This window comes from Variovorax raffinosi, assembly GCF_051216615.1.
GTDB lineage: Bacteria > Pseudomonadota > Gammaproteobacteria > Burkholderiales > Burkholderiaceae_C > Variovorax.
In genome coordinates this window covers 291,014-309,337 of the sequence record NZ_JBPJZR010000005.1, presented here as the reverse complement: position 1 = coordinate 309,337, position 18,324 = coordinate 291,014, and the positions used below count along the sequence as shown (strand labels likewise).

The window sequence follows — 18,324 nt, the reverse complement described above, 5'->3', positions numbered from 1 at the left end:
CCATGACGACGACCACAGCAGCCACCACCACGCACCCTTTCTTCCAGCGCCGATCCACCTGGCTCGCGACCGCCACGCTCGTGCTCCTGCTGGGCGGCGGCGTCTGGTCGATCAACCACAACACGGCCCATGCCGCCACGGCCGAGGCACCCCGCACGCCGCCGGTGCAGGTGACCACCACGCGCGTGAAGCAGCAGGAGGTGCAGGTCTACCGCTCGGGCATCGGCACCGTCGCCTCGATGGCCACGGTCACGGTCAAGGCGCGCATCGACGGCCAGCTCGACAAGGTCGGCTTCGTCGAAGGGCAGGACGTGAAGGCCGGCCAGATGCTGGCCCAGCTCGATCCGCGCACGCTGCAGGCGCAGCTCGCGCAGGCGCAGGCCACCAAGGCCAAGGACCAGGCCACGCTGGTCAATGCGCGCGCAGACCTGCAGCGCTACACCACGCTGATCGCGCAGGACGCGGCCACGCAGCAGCAGGTCGACACGCAGAAGGCGCTCGTCAACCAGCTCCAGGCCACCGTGCAGAACGACGCCGCGCAGGTGCAGTACGCCGAAGTGCAACTGAGCTTCACGCGCATTGCCTCGCCCATGAGCGGGCGCGTCGGCGCGCGGCTGGTGGACCCGGGCAACATCGTGCATGCGGCCGACACCAACGGGCTGGTGGTCATCAACCAGATCGACCCTATCGCGGTGCAGTTCACGCTGCCCGAAGACGCGGTGCAGGACATCAACCGCGTGCAGCAGCAAAGCGCGCAGCCGCTGTCGGTGGTGGCCTATGACCGCAGCGGCAGCCAGATGCTGGGCACCGGCAAGCTCATCTTGCTGAACAACCAGATCGACACCACCAGCGGCACCGTGCAGCTCAAGGGCAGCTTTGCCAACCCGCAGCACACGCTGTGGCCCGGCCAGTACGTCAACGTGCGGCTGCAGCTCGACCGCCGGGCCAATTCGCTGACCGTGCCCGCCGCCGCCGTGCAGCGCGGACAGGACGACACCTACGTTTGGGTGGTCGATGACCAGAACAAGGTCAGCAACGTGCCGGTGCATGTGGTGCAGATCGCCGACGGCACGGCCGTGATCGACAAGGGCCTGAGTGCCAACCAGCGCGTGGTGGTCGACGGCCAGTACAAGCTCAAGCCCGGTGTCACGATCATCGAGCCGCCGCCCGCGCAAAAGGGCGGTACGGGCGCGGGTGCCGACGCCAAGAAGCCGGCGAGCGGGAGCAGCAATTGAGCATTTCCGCCGCCTTCATCAAGCGCCCCATCGGCACGACGCTGCTGGCGCTGGCCATCCTGCTGGTCGGTGCGGCGGTGTTTCCGCTGCTGCCGGTGGCGCCGTTGCCGCAGGTCGACTTTCCGACGATCCAGGTCTCGGCCAGCCTGCCGGGCGCCAGTCCGGAGACCATGGCCTCCAACGTGGCGCAGCCGCTGGAGCGGCAGTTCTCGCTGATCGCGGGGCTGTCGCAGATGACATCGACCAGCGGCCTGGGCAGCACGCAGATCACGCTGCAGTTCGACCTTGACCGCAGCATCGATGCCGCTGCGCTCGACGTGCAGGCCGCCATCAACGCATCGACCGGCCAGTTGCCGGCCAACCTGCCGAGCCCGCCGACCTTTCGCAAGGTGAACCCGGCCGACGCGCCCATTCTCATTCTCTCGGTGCAGTCGAAGACGCTGCCGCTGACCGAGGTGAACGACTACGCCGACAACATCCTGGCGCAGCAGATCTCGCAAATATCTGGTGTGGGCCTGGTCAACATCGGCGGCGTGCAGAAGCCGGCCGTGCGCATCCAGGTCGACCCCGCCAAGCTCGCCGCGCTGGGCCTGAGCCTGGAAGACGTGCGCACCGTGCTGGCATCGGCCACCGTGAACGCGCCCAAGGGCACGATCGACGGGCCCAACCAGAGCTTTACCGTCTACACCAACGACCAGTTGCTCAAGGCGCAGCCGTGGAACGACGTGGTGCTGGCCTACCGCAACGGCGCGCCGATCCGCGTGCGCGACCTGGGCGTGGCGGTCGACGGCCCCGAGAACGCCAAGATCGCCGGCTGGGCCTACGCCGGTGCCGCAGCGCCGGCCGGTAGCAATGTGCAGAACGGCCGCTCCATCGTGCTGGCCATCACCAAGCAGCCGGGCGCCAACGTGATCGAAACCGTGGACCGCATCAACGCCGCGCTGCCACGGCTGAAGGCGTCGATTCCGCCGACCGTGGACGTCAACGCCATCATCGACCGCACGCAGACCATTCGCGCGTCGGTGAAGGACGTGGAGTTCACGCTGCTGCTGACCATCGCGCTGGTGGTGGCCGTGATTTTCGTGTTCCTGCGCAACGTGCCGGCCACGCTCATTCCCAGCGTGACGGTGCCGCTCGCGCTGCTGGGCACGGTGGCCGTGATGTACGTGCTGGGCTACAGCCTGGACAACCTCTCGCTCATGGCGCTGACCATCGCGGTCGGCTTCGTGGTGGACGACGCCATCGTGATGCTGGAGAACATCTACCGCTACGTCGAAGAGGGCATGACGGCGATGGAGGCCGCGTACAAGGGCGCGAGCGAGATCGGCTTCACCATCATCTCGATCTCGGTGTCGCTGGTGGCGGTGTTCATTCCGCTGCTGCTGATGGGCGGCATCGTGGGCCGGCTGTTCCGCGAGTTCGCGGTGACGGTCACGCTGACCATCGTGGTGTCGGTGATCATCTCGCTCACGCTGACGCCCATGCTGTGCTCGCGTTTCCTGAAGAACGAACACGGCAGCAAGCATGGCCGCCTGTACCAGTTGTTCGAGCGCGGCTTCGACGCCATGCTCAATGGCTACAAGCGCGGGCTGCACGTGGTGCTCGACCATCAGTTCATCACGCTGATGGTCTTCATTGCCACGGTGGCCGCCACCGGCGTGCTGTTCGCGGTGATTCCCAAGGGCTTCTTTCCGCAGCAGGACACCGGCTTCATCTCGGGCTTTGCGGAGTCGGCGCAGGACGCGTCCTTCGCCTCGATGAACGCCCGCATGATCCAGTTGGCCGACGTGGTGCGCAAGGACCCCGACGTGACCGGCTTCGGCATGAACGGCAGCTCGTCCACTTACAACACCGGCAACTTCTACATCAGCCTGAAGCCCAAGGACGAAGGCCGCACGGCCACGGCCGACGAGATCATCACGCGGCTGCGCCCGCAACTGGCCAAGGTGCAGGGCGTGAACCTGTTCCTGCAGGCCGGGCAGGACATCCGCGTGGGCGGGCGTGCCTCTCGCACGCAGTACCAGTACACGGTGACCGACGCCAACCTCGATGAACTGAACACCTGGGCGCCGCAACTGCTGGCGCGCTTCACGAAGCTGCCCGAGATCACCGACCTCGCGTCCGACCAGCAGAACGCCGCCGCATCGGCCGTGCTGACCATCGACCGCGACCGCGCATCGAGCTTCGGCATTTCGCCGGCCACCATCGACGCCACGCTCTACGACGCGATCGGCCAGCGCCAGGTGGCGCAGTACTTCACGCAGCTCAACAGCTACCACGTGGTGCTGGAAGTGACGCCCGCGATGCAGCAAGACCCGGCGCTCTTCAGCAAGCTCTATCTCAGCTCGCCGATCACCGGCCAGCAGGTGCCGCTGTCGACCTTCGTGAAGGTGGACACCAGCAAGACGGCCTACCTGTCGATCAGCCACCAGGGGCAGTTTCCGGCGGTGACGATCTCGTTCAACCTCGCGCCGGGCCATGCGCTGGGCGATGCGGTGAATGCCATCAACAAGGCGCAGGCCGAGATGGGGCTGCCGCAGTCGCTGACCGGTTCGTTCCAGGGCACGGCGCAGGCCTTCCAGGATTCGCTGTCCACGCAGCCCTACCTGATTGCCGCGGCGCTGGTGGCGGTGTACATCGTGCTGGGCCTGCTGTATGAGAGCTACATCCATCCGCTGACGATTCTCTCGACGCTGCCTTCGGCCGGCGTGGGGGCCCTGCTGATATTGATGGCAGGCGGCTACGACCTGAGCGTGATCGCGCTGATCGGCATCATCCTGCTGATCGGCATCGTGAAGAAGAACGGCATCATGATGATCGACTTCGCGCTCAAGGCCGAGCGCGAGCAGGGCATGTCGCCGCACGACGCCATCTACCAGGCCTGCCTGCTGCGCTTTCGCCCGATCATGATGACGACCATGTGCGCGTTGCTGTCCGGCCTGCCGCTGATGCTGGGCCACGGCTCGGGCTCCGAGCTGCGCCGGCCGCTGGGCTATGCGATGGTCGGCGGGCTGATACTCTCGCAGGCACTCACGCTGTTCACGACCCCGGTGGTGTACCTGTACCTGGACCGCGCGCACTACTGGTACCTGAGCCGCAAGGAAGCGCGCAAGGCCCGCAAGGCGGCCCGGGCCGGGGAAGCCCCGCCGCCGGTGGCCGAGGCGCACTGATGAATACCGTTTGAACGGAGCGACGAGAGACATCGCAACGCCATGAAGATCCTGATTGTCGAAGACGAACTGAGAACCGCGGACTACCTCTCGAAGGGTCTGACGGAGCAGGGCTGCGCGGTCGACATGGCGCACAACGGCATCGACGGCCAGCATCTGGCGCTCACGCACGACTACGACGTGATCGTGCTCGACGTGATGCTGCCGGGGCAGGACGGCTTTTCGGTGCTGCGTGCGCTGCGCGCCGTCAAGCAGACGCCGGTGATCATGCTCACCGCCCGCGACCGGGTGGAAGACCGCATCAAGGGCCTGCACGAAGGCGCGGACGACTACCTCATCAAGCCTTTCTCTTTTCTCGAACTGCTGGCGCGGCTGCAGGCGCTGAACCGGCGCGGCCGCAAGCAGGAGCCGATGCAGTTGCGCATTGCCGACCTGCAGATCGACCTGCTCGCGCGCAAGGCCTTTCGTGGCAACGGGGGCAGCAACACGCGCATCGACCTCACGGCCAAGGAGTTCGCGCTGCTCGCGGTGCTGGCGCGGCGCCAGGGCGAGATTTTGTCCAAGACCGCCATCGCCGAGCTGGTGTGGGACATGAACTTCGACAGCAACACCAACGTGGTCGAGGTGGCCATCAAGCGGCTGCGCGACAAGATCGACGTTCCCTTCAGCCCCAAGCTGCTGCACACGATCCGCGGCATGGGCTATGTGATGGAGGTGCGCGAGACCGGGAGCGAAGGGGAGGGCGCCGACCTGTGAAGCGCTCCATCACCGCGCGGCTGGTCATCATGTTCGCGGCTGTGGCGCTTGCGACCTTCGCGCTGGCGGGCTTCGCGCTGCACAACGTGCTGGCGCGCGAGCTGGAGCGGCACCAGTACGAGGAGCTGGACACCACGCTCAAGAACCTGCAGTTCTGGATCAAGGCCATCGGCACTCCGGAGCGCTGGTCGCGCGTGCAGGCGCGCATGGACGCGCTCACGCCCGCCGACGGCAGCGTGCGCTTCTGGGTGCTCAGCGACGATCCACGCTTCCAGTACGGCAAGGGCCTGGCCGAGATCGATGGCCTCACGCGGGAGGCCAACGGCCACACCAGCGCCATCGTGCTGCCCGGGGAGGAGAAGCCGTTTCGCACGCTGTCCGTGCACATCGGCGCCTTCGATCAGCGCCCGGCCGTGCGGCTGATCGTCGGGCGCAACACCGAGCCCTATGCGCGCACGCGCCAAACCTTTCTCACGGCGCTCGTCGCGCTCGGGCTGGGTGCGATGGTGGTGGTGGCCTTCATGGGCTACTGGATTGCCCGCGTGGGGTTGCGGCCGCTGGAGCGGCTGTCGGCCGAGGCGCAGACGCTGCGGCCCAAGACCTTGTCGCAGCGGTTGCGCTCGGAGCCGCTGCCGGTGGAGTTGTCGGCGCTGGCCGAAGCCTTCAACGGCGCGCTCAGCCGGCTCGAAGAAGCCTACGCCCAGCTCGAATCCTTCAACGCCGACGTGGCCCATGAACTGCGCACGCCGCTGGCCAACCTGATCGGCAGCACGCAGGTGGCGCTGTCGCGCCAGCGCAGCGCGGGCGAGTTCCAGGAGGTGTTGCAGGCCAACCTCGAAGACCTGGAACGCGTGCGCTCCATCGTCAACGACATGCTGTTCCTCGCGCGTGCCGACCGCGGCGAGGTGGCCACCGGGCAGGTGCTCACGCCGGTGGCGCAAGAGGTGCGAAAGACCATCGAGTTCTTCGAGTTCGTGCTCGACGAGACGCGCACGCAGGTCAGCATCGAAGGCGACGTGCTGGCCGAAGCGCGGCTGGAAAGCGCGCTGTTCCGCCGCGCCATGTCGAACCTGCTGCAGAACGCCATCGAGCACACGAAGCCGGGCGCGGGCATCACCGTCACCCTGCGCGAAGAGCGGGCCGCGACCTGGATCACCGTGTCCAACCCCGGCGCCGCCATCGACGAGCAGCACCTGCAGCATCTGTTCGACCGCTTCTACCGCGTCGATGCCGCGCGCAACGACGGCGGCGAGCACCACGGCCACGGCCTGGGGCTGGCCATCGTGAAGGCGGTGGCGAGCATGCATGGCGGGCAGGTCAGCGCCTCCAGCGCGGACGGGGTGAACACCTTCGGCTTCAGTGTGTCGCGGGCCGGCTGAATCGGCGGCCTGCAAATGGCCTGTGCGCGGTACGTTCATGGGCCATGCTGGAGAATCGCCGGTGGCATGAATTCCCCACCTCGTTCGCAAACTCCCTGCATCGGATCGACCGAAAGGCTGTCATGGCACAGCTGATGTCGCTGTTGGTGCAGAACGCGATCCTGGTGGTGTTCGCCGCGAGCTTTGCCGCGCGCCTCGGGCTGCCGGTGCCGGCGGCTGCCGTGCTGGTCGTCACGGGGGCCCTGCTGGCGGCGGGCGATGTGTCCGTGGTGGGCGTGGTGCTCGCCGCGGTGGTCGCCAACCTGCTGGGCGACGGGGCCTGGTTCTATGCGGGCCGCCGCTTCGGCTACCGCTTCATGCGGCTGCTGTGCCGCATCTCGCTGTCGCCCGACTCGTGCGTGCGGCGCGGCGAATCGCTCATCACCGACTGGGGCGGCCTGTCGCTGGTGGCGGCCAAGTTCGTGCCGGGTGTGTCGGTGGTGGCGCCGCCGATGGCGGGCGCGCTGGGCATGTCGGTGCGGCGCTTCATCGGCTTCGACGTGGGCGCGGCGCTGGTCTGGACGGGTCTGTTCCTCGGCCTGGGCTGGCTCTTTCGCAACCAGATCCAGGAAGTGCTGGCCGTCATGGCGCAGGCCGGCGGCATTGCCACGGCCGCGCTGGCGGTGCTGCTGGTGGTGATCCTCGCGGTGCGCTACTGGCGCCGCCGCGCCTTTCGCCGGCTCACGGGCATGCCGCGCATCAGCGTCGACGAGCTGCACGATCTGCTGAGTGGCGAAGAGCCGCCGCTCATCATCGACGTGCGGGGCAAGGCCGGCGTACAGGTCGATCCGCGCCGTATTCCGGGTGCGGTGCCGTACACGCTCAAGGCGCTGCAGCAGCGCACCCTCGACCTGACGATCGACCCCAACCGCGACGTGGTGCTGTACTGCAATTGCCCCAACGAGGTGTCGGCCGCACAGGCCGCGCGCGTGCTGCTGGCACGCGGCGCCCGGCGCGCCTTGCCGCTGACCGGTGGGCTCGACGCCTGGGTGGCCTCGGGCCGCCCCACCAGCCTGCATTGACCGGCGCCTGCAGGAATCGGCCTGCCATGCTAAGGTGCCCGCCCCGGGTTAACCCTTGGTCTTCTTTCTCTTTTCCAGAGACAGCCACGGCCCGCTACAGAGGCTCTCCGTGCCACTTCCAGACGCTCCTTTCCCCAATGCCGCCCAGGCGGACAGGGCCGACAAGGCCGACGCTGCCGCCAACGACGCCGGCCACATCACCGGCCTCTCGCCCGCACTCACGCTGGTTTTCGCCGTCGCCTGCGGCCTGTGCGTGGCCAACATCTACTACGCCCAGCCGCTGATCGGCCCCATCTCCGACACGCTGCAACTGCATGCGGGCCTGGCCGGTCTGATCATGACGCTGACCCAGCTCGGCTACGGCGCCGGCCTGCTGCTGCTGGTGCCGCTGGCCGATGTGGTCGAGAACCGGCGCCTGATCATCGGCGCGCTGTTCGGTGCGGTGATCGGGCTCGTGGGCATTGCGCTCTCGGGCTCGGCCGTCACCTTCCTGGCTGCGTCGTTCGTGGTGGGCGCATGCGCCGTGGCGGCGCAGGTGCTGTTGCCCTTTGCCTCGCACCTCGCACCCGAGGCCACGCGCGGCAAGGTCGTCGGCAACATCATGGCCGGCCTGCTGGGCGGAATCATGCTGGCGCGGCCTTTCGCCAGCGTGGTGGCCGCCACCCTTGGCTGGCGCGCGGTGTTCTGGATCTCGGCCGTGCTGATGGCCTCGCTCATCGTCGTGCTGTGGCGCGTGCTGCCGCAACGGCATGCGCATGCGTCGGTGGGCTATGCGCGCACCATGGCTTCGCTGCCCGGCATCGTGTGGAACACGCCGCTGCTGCGCCGGCGCGGCCTGTACCAGGGAATGATGTTCGCGGCCTTCCAGGCCTTCTGGACGGCGGTGCCGCTGGCGCTGGTGCATGAGTTCGGCATGGGGCAGGGCGGCATCGGCCTGTTCGCACTGGCTGGTGCGGCGGGCGCGTTGCTGGCGCCGGTCGCGGGCCGGCTGGCCGACCGTGGATTGACGCGGCCCGCCACCGGCGCGGCCATCGTCGTCGCGCTGCTGTCCTTCGTGCTGGGCGGCGTGTCGATGCACTTCCATTCGCTGGCCGGGCTGGTCGCGGCGGGCATCCTGCTCGATGGCGCGGTGCAGCTGTGCCAGGTGCTCAACTTCCGCAGCCTGTTCATGCTGGCGCCCGAATTGCGCGGCCGGCTCAACGGCTTGTTCATGACCTTCATCTTCATCTGCGCGGCGATCGCTTCGGGCATTGCAGCGGCGGTGTACGCCTTCCACGGCTGGACGGGTTTGTGCCTGCTCGGCGGCGGCTTCGTGACCGTGGCGCTGCTGTACTACGCGACCGAATTCATCGGCCGCACGGCACCCGCCACCGCCACTTCGGGGCGCTGAACGACAGAGGCGAAATGGCCGCGCGCTTAGACTGCGCGCCATGAATTTCCTTCGCCGCTGGTGGGACCGGCAGAACGAACGCGACGCCTTCAAGAAAGGAATGATCGCGTTCAGCAAGCATTGCGTGGCGGCCGTGAAGCAACACGTGCCAGAAGCCACGCGGGTTCGCACCCGTGCCCTCTGGTACGGCGACCAGACTCGCACGCGCGTCTTGTGGACCGATGGCAGCGGCCGCCAATGGCAATGGCCTCTTTACCTCGCCTTTCAGGCGTTCCGAAAAATACCCGAGCAGCGCGAAGCCGTCATCGCGCGTTCGCTGCATGCCCTGTTGAACCCGCCCGACGACGAAGAGGACGATGAAGAAGAACAGCGCATGCCCCGCACCCCGGAGCAGGTCGCGCAGCGCCTGCTGGCACTGGTCGCCGTGGTGTGGCGCGCCAACGCCAGCGAAGAGATCGCGCAGGAAGGCATCACCTGGGCCAAGGCGAAGGGCATCACCGCGTTTCTCTCTCCCGATGAACACAGCTTCATCTTTCACGCGCAGCGTCCGCCGCAATCGGACATCGTGAACCTCGGCTGGCGCGCGGAGGCCATGGTGCCGATGATCTGGGCCCTCGGCGGCCTGGCCGCCATGCCGCCGTCGAATGAGCGCAGCACAAGCTGGTCGAACCCGATGCTCCGGCAGGCCATGAAATCGCCGGCCGACTTCATCGCAAGCGCAACACTGCGCCCGGCCGTCGAAGTGGAAGACGAAGAAAGCCGCCTGCACGACGAGCACTGGCACGTGCGCGACGCTCAACTGCGCCGCCAGCCCGTGCCCTCGGGCCTTGACGCCGGCATCGTCATCGAGCGGCGCTATGCGCTGAGCTGGATGGTCGGCTACGGCGACAACTGGGTCGACGTGCCCACCGACACCTGATGCGACCCCGGGGCGCGGATGCGCTCCCACAGCCGCCCGACCACGGCCCGCGCATTGGCCCGCGACCGGTAGGCCACGATGCTCACTTCCACGTCCCAGGTGCCGTCGCCCACGGGCACGAGGTCCGCGAGCCGCCCTGAAACGAAGGAGCTGTCGGGCAGCCACGCGATGCCCATGCCCTGCGAAGCCAGGTCGCCCAGGACGTCCGTCATCTCGGCCTCGAAGGCGCGATAGCCGAAGAGCGGCTGGGACGACTGCTCGATGGCCGAGTCGACCACGCGCGCGAAGTAGCCGCTGGGCGAATACATGAGCAGCGGCACCGGCTTGGCCGGCGTGCCCGGCAGCGCGAGCCGGCCTGAATCGGCCAGCGCACGCGACACATACGGCCGCACCTTTTCAATGCCGAGTTCATGCCGGTCGAAGCGCGCCATGTCGAGCTGCACCGGATGCGCCGCCTGGTGAAAGCCGATGAGGATGTCGGCCGAACCCGCGTTGAACGCGGACACCGTGTCGTGCACGTTGCCCACCTCCAGGCTGCAGGTGATGTCGCCTTCTTCAGACCACTGCGGCCACCAGATCGGCAGCCGCGTGCTGACCAGCGCATAGGTCGAGGCGATCCGCACGTGGTTGCGCGATGGCGCGTCGCCGATCTCCGCCCTGGCATCGGCGATCTGGTTCAGCAGGCCGGTCGCGATCTTGCGAAAGCGCTCGCCCGCGGGCGTGAGCCGCGTGGGAAACGCAGCCCGGTCGATCAGCTTGGCGCCCAGCCATTGCTCCAGCGCCTGGATGCGGCGGCTGAACGCGGCCTGCGACACGTTGCGCATCTCTGCCGCGCGGGTGAAGTTCTGCACTTCGGCCAGCGTCACGAAGTCCTGAAACCAACGAGTGTCCATCGCGAGATCTGCTCCTTTGCACACGCGGATTGCAAGCCGTGTGCCCATTCGTTTGGTGCATCGCCCATGCGTGCCGCGCATTGCGGCCGGATGCAAACTCGACATTGGACCGCAGGCCCGCTGCTCGCGACCATTCACGAATCCTCTTTTCACAACCTCAAGGATTCGATCATGAGCGAGCAACTTCGTGCGGCGGCAAGGCAATACATGGTTCGCTACGGCGGCGACACGTTCCCCAACCTGTTCCGCAGCGCCCGGGGCGCCATCGTGATCGATGACACCGGCCGCGAGATCCTCGATTTCACCTCTGGCCAGATGTGCGCCACCATCGGCCACAACCACCCGGCCATCGTGCGCGCGGTGCATGAAGCGGGCGAGAAGGCCTTCCACATGTTCAGCGGCATGATCCCCGAGGTGGTCGCCGAACTCGCGCAGAAGATGGCGACCGACTGGATGCCCGCGCCGCTGACCAAGTCGATCTTCGTGAACACCGGCTCCGAGAGCAACGAAGTGGCGCTGCGCATGGCGAAGATGTACACGGGCGGCTTCGAGATTCTGGCCGTGGGCGGCTCGTGGCATGGCGTGACGGGCGGCACCAGCGCCGTGTCTTTCGCGAGCGACCGCAAGGGCTATGGCGTGCATGTGCCCGGCGTGTTCGTGATGCCCGAGCCGAACGCCTACCGGCCCTACATCAAGGGCATGTCGGCCGAAGAGTCGGCGCTGACCTGCCTCGAGCTGGGCCTGAAGATGTACGACATGGCATCGACCGGCCGCCGTGCGGCCATCATCATCGAGCCCATCATCAGCGCCGGTGGCGTGCTGGTGCCGCCCCGGTCGTACATGCAGGCACTGCGCAAGGCGGCGGACGAGCGCGGCATGCTGCTGATCTTCGACGAGGCGCAAACCGCCTTCGGTCGCATCGGCCATCGCACCGCGTCGGACTTCTATGGCGTGGTGCCGGACATCATGTCGGTCTCGAAGACCATGGGCGGCGGCCTGCCGCTGGCCGCGACCGTCACCAGCCCGAAGATCGAGCAGGACGTGTTCGAGAAGGGCTTCACCTTCTACACGAGCCATGTCTCCGACCCGCTGCCCGCCACGGTGGGTTTGGCCGTTCTCGAAACCATCCGCCAGGAAGGCCTGATCGAGCGCGCCCGCACCACCGGCGCCTACCTGCGCGGCCAGTTGCTCGACATGCAGAAACGCTACGAGGCCATCGGCGATGTGCGTGGCGAAGGCCTGCTGCTGGGCGTGGAGTTGGTGCAGGACCGCGAATCGCGCCTGCCGTACCACGACCTCGGCGCCCGCACGACGAAGAAGTGCTTCGAGCTGGGCCTGAGCATGAACATCCGCCGCCGGCCCGAGCGCGGCTCGGTGTGGCGCATTGCGCCGCCGCTCACGGTGAGCAACGAAGAGATCGACCGCGCCACCGCCATCCTCGACCGCGCGCTGCGCGAAAGCCTCGACGAGATCGCCCGGCCCGCGCCCGTGGCCTCTGCGGCTGCGAAGGTGTCTGCATCCGTCGCAACGAGCAACTGAACGCCATGACAAGCAGGTCTCTTCTTCTAGGCGCCGTGCTGGCCCTCGCGCTCGTGAGTGCCAGCGCGCAGGACAACGATACGCTGGCCAAGGCAAAGGCGGCAGGCACGATCACCATGGGCGTGCGCGAGGCATCGCCGCCGCTGTCGTACTCGCTGGGCACCGCCTACGTGGGCTACCACGTCGAGCTGTGCGAGCAGATGCTGTCGAAGCTGCTGCCCGGCGTTGCCATCCGGCAGATGGCCGTCACTTCGCAGAACCGCCTGCCGCTGCTGCAGAACGGCACCATCGACATCGAGTGCGGCTCCACCACCAACAATGCCGCGCGCCAGCAGCAGGCCGCGTTCGCCAACACGACCTACATCACCGAAGCGCGCTTCGCCGTGCGGGCTGCCAGCGGCATCACCTCCGTCGAGCAGCTCAAGGGAAAGACCGTGGTGACGACCACTGGCACCACGCTGGTCCAGCGGCTGCGCAAGCTCGAACAGGACAGGAGCTTCGGCATCACCGTGGTGCTGGCCAAGGACCACGCGGAGAGCTTCCTGCTGCTGGAAAGCGGCCGCGCCGACGCCTTCGCCATGGACGACAACACCCTGGCCGGCAACATCGCCAACGCCCGCAATCCCGCCGACTTCAGGATCGTGGGCAAGCCACTGGGCATCGAGCCCATCGCCATCATGATTCGCAAGGACGACCGCGCCTTCAAGAGCGCGGTCGACGGCTACCTTGCCGGCGTCGCGGCCTCGGGTGCACTGGAGAAGCTGTACGCCAAGTGGTTCATGGCGCCGATCCCGCCGAAGAACGCGGTCATCAACATTCCGCTGAGCGATTCGCTGAAGGCGGCGTTTCTGTCGCCGAATGATCGGCCGGCGGAGGCTTACGAAGACAGGTAGGCGGGCAGGCGCCGGGGCGGGGATCAGTCGAGCCGGGTCATCGGGCATTCGAGCACGACTCGCCCCGGCAAGGGCGAGTCGCGCCAGTCGGGCAGGTCCTTCTTGCGGAACGCCTCGAGCGACGGATAGGCGTCGGCAGTCCAATCGGTGCCGTCCACCTGTTCAAGGGCGAGTACCTCGTACAGGCACTTGCTGCCACCGGCCTTGAGGCGAAAGGCCACCCGCTGCCTGCCATCGGCCTGGCTGGTTTCCAGCACCTCATAGGCGCTGCGCCTGCAGGTGCTGAAGCTGGACTTCCATTCGATGGTCTGGCTGCGCACATGAAGCGTGCCGTTGCACGCTCTGCCGGTGCCGCTGAATGTGCCCCTGAAGGCGCCGGCAGCCCCGGCCGAGCAGGCGAATGCCAGAAGGCACAGCGCGGCGCATTTGCCTACTTGCATGCGGCGGCCTCCGCTTGTCTGCGCACGGCGGCCAATGCATAGCTCAGCTTCTTTGCATAGACCGCGTCGCCGCCCGCGTTGTAGTAGGCCGCCACACCCGAGGCAGTGATGGGCTTCCAGCCTGTGATGACTCTCTGGATGGAGGCCTTCTGATAGCGCAAGACGTCACCAGGCCGAAGCATGTGCGCCGCCGGGTTGAGCCTCTTCATGACTTCCGGCGTGCTGCCATGCGCTCGGGCGATGCTGCTCAGGTTGTCACCACTCCTGACAACGACGTCATAGGTCCGAGTGTCCGCATCCGGTACGCTTTGAAAGGAAAAATTGGTCATGCGCAACAGCAGATAGCCAATGCCGGCACGGATGTTGTGTATCGGCGCGCGCCTGACACCGTCGATCGACAGACTCCTGCGGTACGACGGCGGCAGGATCAGTTCGCCACCATCGCCGTCACCCAACAGCGCCTGGAGGCCGGGGTCGCCGGTGTTGCCGATCTGCATCGGGCGGGTTTTCCACTGCGACCGCTTTGCGCCTGTTTCCACCCAGAGCATGGCCTTCACCATTTTCCAGTCCAGAGGGACATAACCCGGTGTCCGGGAGAGATGTATGTCGTATTCACGGACGGCTTCGCGGACATCGCAGTCATGGCTGTCCCATTCGTTGTCTGCCTTGTCGATGCTGCGCTCCCAGCCCGCCGTGTCCGGCTCGGACGTCGCTTGCGCGCGTGTCTTGCTCATGCATTTCCTCCCAGCGTTGTTGATGTGTCCGTGTTTTAGGCCGATCCGCCGCCGCACACTGTCACCCAACGTCATCCGCATGGAATTTTTCCGCGAACCAGCGGCCCAGATTCCCCCTTTCAACCCCAGTGGTAGCCTTGCCCCCGATGAACCTCCGCACCAAGATCGTTGCGCTTGCCGTGGCACCTTTGCTTGTCGCACTGGTGCTGGTGGCGCTGGCGGTGCGCCACCAGGAGCACGGCCTCGCGCAGCGCGAGCGGGCGCTCATCGAGGGCAGCTACATGGCCCAGCGCCGCAGCGAGCTGCGCAGCTATGTCGACCTGGCCGTGAGCAACCTGCTCCCGCTCTATGAGTCCGGGCAGGACGACGAAGCCACCCGCAACGAGGCGCTGCGCCGGCTGGCTGCGCTCAACTACGGCGACGACGGCTACTTCTTCGTCTACGACCTGGAAGGCAATTCGCTCATGCACTCGCGCCAGCCCGAGCTGGTCGGCCAGAACCTCTGGGAGCTGCGCGACTCGCGCGGCCGCTACACCATCCAGGAGCTGATCAAGGGCGCGAAAGAAAACGGCGGCGGCTATGTCGAGTACGAATGGCGCAAGCCCTCGAGCGCACAGATGGCGCCCAAGCTCGGCTACGTGACCGCCATGCCGCGCTGGAACTGGATGGTCGGCACCGGCCTGTACCTGGACGATATCGAGTCGACCATGGACACGCTCGATCGGCAGATGAATGCCAACGTCACCGCCACGCTGCTGTGGATTGCCGGCATTGCCGCGCTGTGCCTGGGCGTCGTCAGCGCAGCCGGCCTGTTGCTGAACCTGAGCGAGCACCGCACGGCAGAAGCCAAGCTGCGCCTGCTCGCGCGGCGCGTGGTGCAGTCGCAGGAAGAAGAGCGCGGTCACCTCGCGCGCGAACTGCACGACGGCACCAGCCAGACGCTGGTGTCGGCCAAGCTGCTGATCGAATCCGCCGTCGAATCGCTCGACCGCCAGCAGCAGCCCACGCCGCCCGCGCTTGGCAAGGCGCTGCAGCGGCTCAACGATTCATTGCTCGAAGTGCGCCGCATCTCGCACCGTCTGCGCCCCGCGCTGCTCGACACCCTGGGCCTGCCCGCCGCGCTGGAGCGGCTGGTCGACGAGTTCAGGGAAGAGGGCGGCGTCGATGCGTCCATCATGCGACAGGGCGAAACCTTCGAGCTGTCGCCCGAGGTCAAGACCGCGCTCTTTCGCCTGACGCAAGAGGCGCTGACCAACGTGCGCAAGCACGCGCAGGCCCGGCATGTGCACGTTGCGCTGGGCTTCGATGAAGAAGAGGGCGTGCGGCTCGAAGTGAGCGACGATGGCATCGGCTTCGACATCGACGCCGTGCAACTCGACCCCAAGCGCGGCATCGGCCTGCGCAACATGCGCGAGCGCATGGAATCCATCGGCGGTCGGCTCACCATGTGCTCCAACGAAGGCCGCACTTCCATACTGGCCGAGGTGCCGGCCCGCAATGCGAGGCCTGAAGCCACATGACAGCGAAGTCAGAAAAAGATGCATCGGCAGGGCCCGCGGTGATCCGCCTGTTCCTGGTGGACGACCACCCGCTGGTGCGCGACGGCCTACGCGCCCGGCTCAGCACCATGCCCAACCTCGAGATCGTCGGCGAGGCCGGCAGCGCCGCCGAAGCGCTTGCGCTGGTGGGCGGCGTGCAACCCGACCTGCTGCTGATGGATGTCGGCATGAAGGACATGAACGGCATCGACTTGGCCCAGTTGCTGCTGCAGCGCCAGCCCGCGCCGCACATCGTGATGCTCAGCATGTACGACAACCCCGAGTACGTGCAGAAGGCCTTGCAGGTAGGCGCGCGCGGCTATGTGCTGAAAGACGCGCCGGCGGCAGAGATCGTCGCCGCCATCGAGGCCGTGTCGGCCGGCGGCACCTTCCTGAGCCCGGCGGTGTCGAAGAAGCTGTTTCGCAACCAGGCGCCCAGGCCGCTGCTCACGCCGCGCGAGAGTGAGATCCTCACCGCGCTGGGCCGGGGCGAATCGAGCAAGCAGATTGCGCGCGACCTCGACCTGAGCGTGCGCACGGTGGAGGCGCACAGGCAGAGCATCAAGCGGCGCCTGGGCATCGAAGGGCAGGCCGAGCTGATCAAGTACGCGGTGGAGCATGCGCGGGAATTCGGCGGGCGCTGAGCTGCTGCTGCTGCCCTGACCGTCCGTGGTTCGCTTGCATGCCCATCCTTGGGTGATGCGCGCTTTTCGAGCGATGAGGAGGATGCCTTTTCCTCCCTCCCATCTCGTTCCCCTTCTTCGAACAAGGAAGTCATCAAGCTTTCAAATTTCGCTCGCCCGAAAGGCACCCGATTCGGTTCGACGGACAAATATCCGACATGGCAAATATGTAATTTGAGAGAGCGAAAAACGTAATCAAAAAAAGAAAACCCAAGCCGATGATTCATTGCAGATGCACGGAAATCCAGGCCATCAGAAAACCTGAAATTCCAAAGCGCATCCGGATTTCATGGGAGGCCCGGAAGGGAGAGCCGTGAACTTCGCAACAAGGGTCCGAGGCCACTGCCGAGGGCTCATGAATCAAACCTTCAACACGAGATTCGCAATGAAAAGAACGTTCATCGCAGTAGCGACCCTGTCCGGCATCGGATTGGCCAATGCACAGACATCCGTCACGATGTTCGGCGTCGTCGATGTCGGCGTCAGCAGCTATTCGTCCAAGTCGCAAGACACGAGCCGGGGGACACTGCTGAAGCCGTTCTACCTGAACCAGGGTTCCCGCACCGCCAGCCGCACCGCCCTGAGCAATGGCAACTACGCATCGAGCCGGTTGGGCTTTCGCGGCACGGAGGACCTGGGTGGCGGACTGGCGGCCAGCTTCTGGCTCGAAGCACCGATCTCGCCGGACGACGGCAGCACGGGCATCTCCACCTTCCAGCGCCGTTCCACGCTCAGCCTGTCGGGCGGATTCGGCGAGCTGCGCCTGGGGCGTGACTACGTTCCCACGGCCTGGAACGACATCGTGTTCGATCCCTTCGGCATCGTCGGTGTCGGCCGCAGCCTGATCTTTACGGCACTCAACACCAACACGAGAGGCGGCCCCGGAGGTTTCGGCGGTGATCTCAACTACAACCGCGCCAGCAATTCCATCGGCTATTTCTTTCCGCCGAATCTCGGCGGCGTCTACGGCCAGTTGATGTACGCGATCAACGAGAACACCAAGTACGACCCGGGCAACACCACGCCTCCGGGCGTCAATGGCGCGGGTTCGCTCAATCCGGGAACGGTCGCGACCGTGCGGGCCGGCCGATACATCGGCGGCCGCGTCGGCTATGCCAACGGTCCCTTCGATATCGCCCTGTCCTATGGAAACAGCACGACCGCGGACAGCTTCTATGCCGGCACCACGGATGCGGTGAAGACCTTCAACCTCGGCGCCTCGTACGACTTCGGGCCGGCCCAGGTGTTCGGTGAACTGTCGCGCGCCAAGAGCTCGCGCAAATACGCCACCACGCCTCTCGGCGGCGGCGTTCCGGACACTGATCTCACGGGCTACCTGCTCGGCGTCAAGGTGCCGGTGGGGGCCGGCCTGATTCGGGCTTCTTACTCGCAGGTCAAGTACGACCTCAACACCCCGGCCGGTCTTCCCTTCGGTGTGGCGGCCGGTGACCCGAAGGCCAACAAGCTGGCCATCGGCTATGTCCACAACCTGTCGAAACGCACGGCGCTCTACGCCACCATCGCGCGCGTCAGCAACAAGAACGGTGCAGCGCTCACCGTTGGTGGTCCGTCTTTCATCAGCAGCGGCGTGTTCACGCCGAAGACCTCGACGGGCTACGACCTGGGCTTGCGCCACGCGTTCTAGACATGGCGGATTCCGCAGCGCGATGCGCCGCGGAATTCAAGGTTTCTCC

The 18,324-nt window shown here is 66.5% G+C and carries 15 protein-coding genes; 12 read left to right on the top strand and 3 right to left on the bottom strand.

The window, feature by feature from the left end; translation table 11 throughout:
* Positions 1 to 2 precede the first annotated feature (2 nt).
* From ACSFB7_RS17900 to ACSFB7_RS17870, 7 genes are all read left to right on the top strand, one after another.
* A complete protein-coding gene (locus tag ACSFB7_RS17900) occupies positions 3 to 1,235 on the top strand; it encodes an efflux RND transporter periplasmic adaptor subunit (RefSeq protein ID WP_435472424.1) in 1,233 nt (410 codons plus the stop codon).
* Positions 1,232 to 4,405, top strand: coding sequence for an efflux RND transporter permease subunit (locus ACSFB7_RS17895; protein WP_435472423.1), 3,174 nt, complete (start codon positions 1,232 to 1,234; stop codon positions 4,403 to 4,405). Before ACSFB7_RS17900 ends, ACSFB7_RS17895 begins: the two co-directional genes overlap by 4 nt.
* 42 nt (positions 4,406 to 4,447) lie before the next feature.
* Positions 4,448 to 5,161, top strand: coding sequence for a heavy metal response regulator transcription factor (locus tag ACSFB7_RS17890; RefSeq protein WP_435472421.1), 714 nt, complete (start codon positions 4,448 to 4,450; stop codon positions 5,159 to 5,161).
* A complete protein-coding gene (locus ACSFB7_RS17885; RefSeq protein WP_435472419.1) occupies positions 5,158 to 6,540 on the top strand; it encodes a heavy metal sensor histidine kinase in 1,383 nt (460 codons plus the stop codon). Before ACSFB7_RS17890 ends, ACSFB7_RS17885 begins: the two co-directional genes overlap by 4 nt.
* A 122-nt stretch (positions 6,541 to 6,662) precedes the next feature.
* Positions 6,663 to 7,601 (top strand): DedA family protein/thiosulfate sulfurtransferase GlpE, encoded by a 939-nt coding sequence (locus tag ACSFB7_RS17880; protein WP_435472417.1) that lies wholly within the window; start codon positions 6,663 to 6,665, stop codon positions 7,599 to 7,601.
* A gap of 109 nt (positions 7,602 to 7,710) precedes the next feature.
* Positions 7,711 to 8,991 (top strand): MFS transporter, encoded by a 1,281-nt coding sequence (locus ACSFB7_RS17875; protein WP_435472415.1) that lies wholly within the window; start codon positions 7,711 to 7,713, stop codon positions 8,989 to 8,991.
* Positions 8,992 to 9,031: 40 nt separating this feature from the next.
* Positions 9,032 to 9,910 (top strand): DUF4272 domain-containing protein, encoded by an 879-nt coding sequence (locus ACSFB7_RS17870; protein ID WP_435472414.1) that lies wholly within the window; start codon positions 9,032 to 9,034, stop codon positions 9,908 to 9,910.
* Here the strand turns inward: ACSFB7_RS17870 and ACSFB7_RS17865 are convergent.
* Positions 9,871 to 10,803 carry a LysR family transcriptional regulator gene (locus ACSFB7_RS17865; RefSeq protein ID WP_435472413.1) on the bottom strand — a complete coding sequence of 311 codons (933 nt, stop codon included), beginning with the start codon at positions 10,801 to 10,803 and terminating at the stop codon, positions 9,871 to 9,873. The genes ACSFB7_RS17870 and ACSFB7_RS17865 overlap by 40 nt on opposite strands.
* Before the next feature lie 171 nt (positions 10,804 to 10,974).
* Here ACSFB7_RS17865 and ACSFB7_RS17860 point away from each other — a divergent pair, with 171 nt between their 5' ends.
* Positions 10,975 to 12,342: an aspartate aminotransferase family protein gene (locus tag ACSFB7_RS17860; protein WP_435472412.1), complete on the top strand. Its 1,368-nt coding sequence runs from the start codon at positions 10,975 to 10,977 to the stop codon at positions 12,340 to 12,342.
* Between the two features lie 5 nt (positions 12,343 to 12,347).
* The gene (locus tag ACSFB7_RS17855; RefSeq protein ID WP_435472411.1) at positions 12,348 to 13,235 is read left to right on the top strand and encodes a transporter substrate-binding domain-containing protein; all 888 of its coding nucleotides are present in this window, start codon (positions 12,348 to 12,350) and stop codon (positions 13,233 to 13,235) included.
* Between the two features lie 23 nt (positions 13,236 to 13,258).
* Here the strand turns inward: ACSFB7_RS17855 and ACSFB7_RS17850 are convergent, their stop codons facing one another.
* Both ACSFB7_RS17850 and ACSFB7_RS17845 read right to left on the bottom strand, forming a co-directional pair.
* Positions 13,259 to 13,675: a hypothetical protein gene (locus tag ACSFB7_RS17850; RefSeq protein WP_435472410.1), complete on the bottom strand. Its 417-nt coding sequence runs from the start codon at positions 13,673 to 13,675 to the stop codon at positions 13,259 to 13,261.
* The gene (locus ACSFB7_RS17845; protein WP_435472409.1) at positions 13,666 to 14,409 is read right to left on the bottom strand and encodes a LysM peptidoglycan-binding domain-containing protein; all 744 of its coding nucleotides are present in this window, start codon (positions 14,407 to 14,409) and stop codon (positions 13,666 to 13,668) included. Before ACSFB7_RS17845 ends, ACSFB7_RS17850 begins: the two co-directional genes overlap by 10 nt.
* 146 nt (positions 14,410 to 14,555) lie before the next feature.
* Between ACSFB7_RS17845 and ACSFB7_RS17840 the strand changes: the two genes are divergently transcribed.
* The 3 genes from ACSFB7_RS17840 to ACSFB7_RS17830 all read left to right on the top strand — a co-directional run bounded on the left by ACSFB7_RS17840 (position 14,556) and on the right by ACSFB7_RS17830 (position 18,275).
* Positions 14,556 to 15,929, top strand: a complete 1,374-nt coding sequence (locus ACSFB7_RS17840; RefSeq protein WP_435472408.1) for a cache domain-containing protein — start codon at positions 14,556 to 14,558, stop codon at positions 15,927 to 15,929.
* Positions 15,926 to 16,591 carry a response regulator transcription factor gene (locus ACSFB7_RS17835; RefSeq protein ID WP_435472406.1) on the top strand — a complete coding sequence of 222 codons (666 nt, stop codon included), beginning with the start codon at positions 15,926 to 15,928 and terminating at the stop codon, positions 16,589 to 16,591. Before ACSFB7_RS17840 ends, ACSFB7_RS17835 begins: the two co-directional genes overlap by 4 nt.
* A gap of 424 nt (positions 16,592 to 17,015) precedes the next feature.
* Positions 17,016 to 18,275: a porin gene (locus tag ACSFB7_RS17830; protein WP_435472404.1), complete on the top strand. Its 1,260-nt coding sequence runs from the start codon at positions 17,016 to 17,018 to the stop codon at positions 18,273 to 18,275.
* The last annotated feature ends 49 nt before the right edge of the window (positions 18,276 to 18,324 follow it).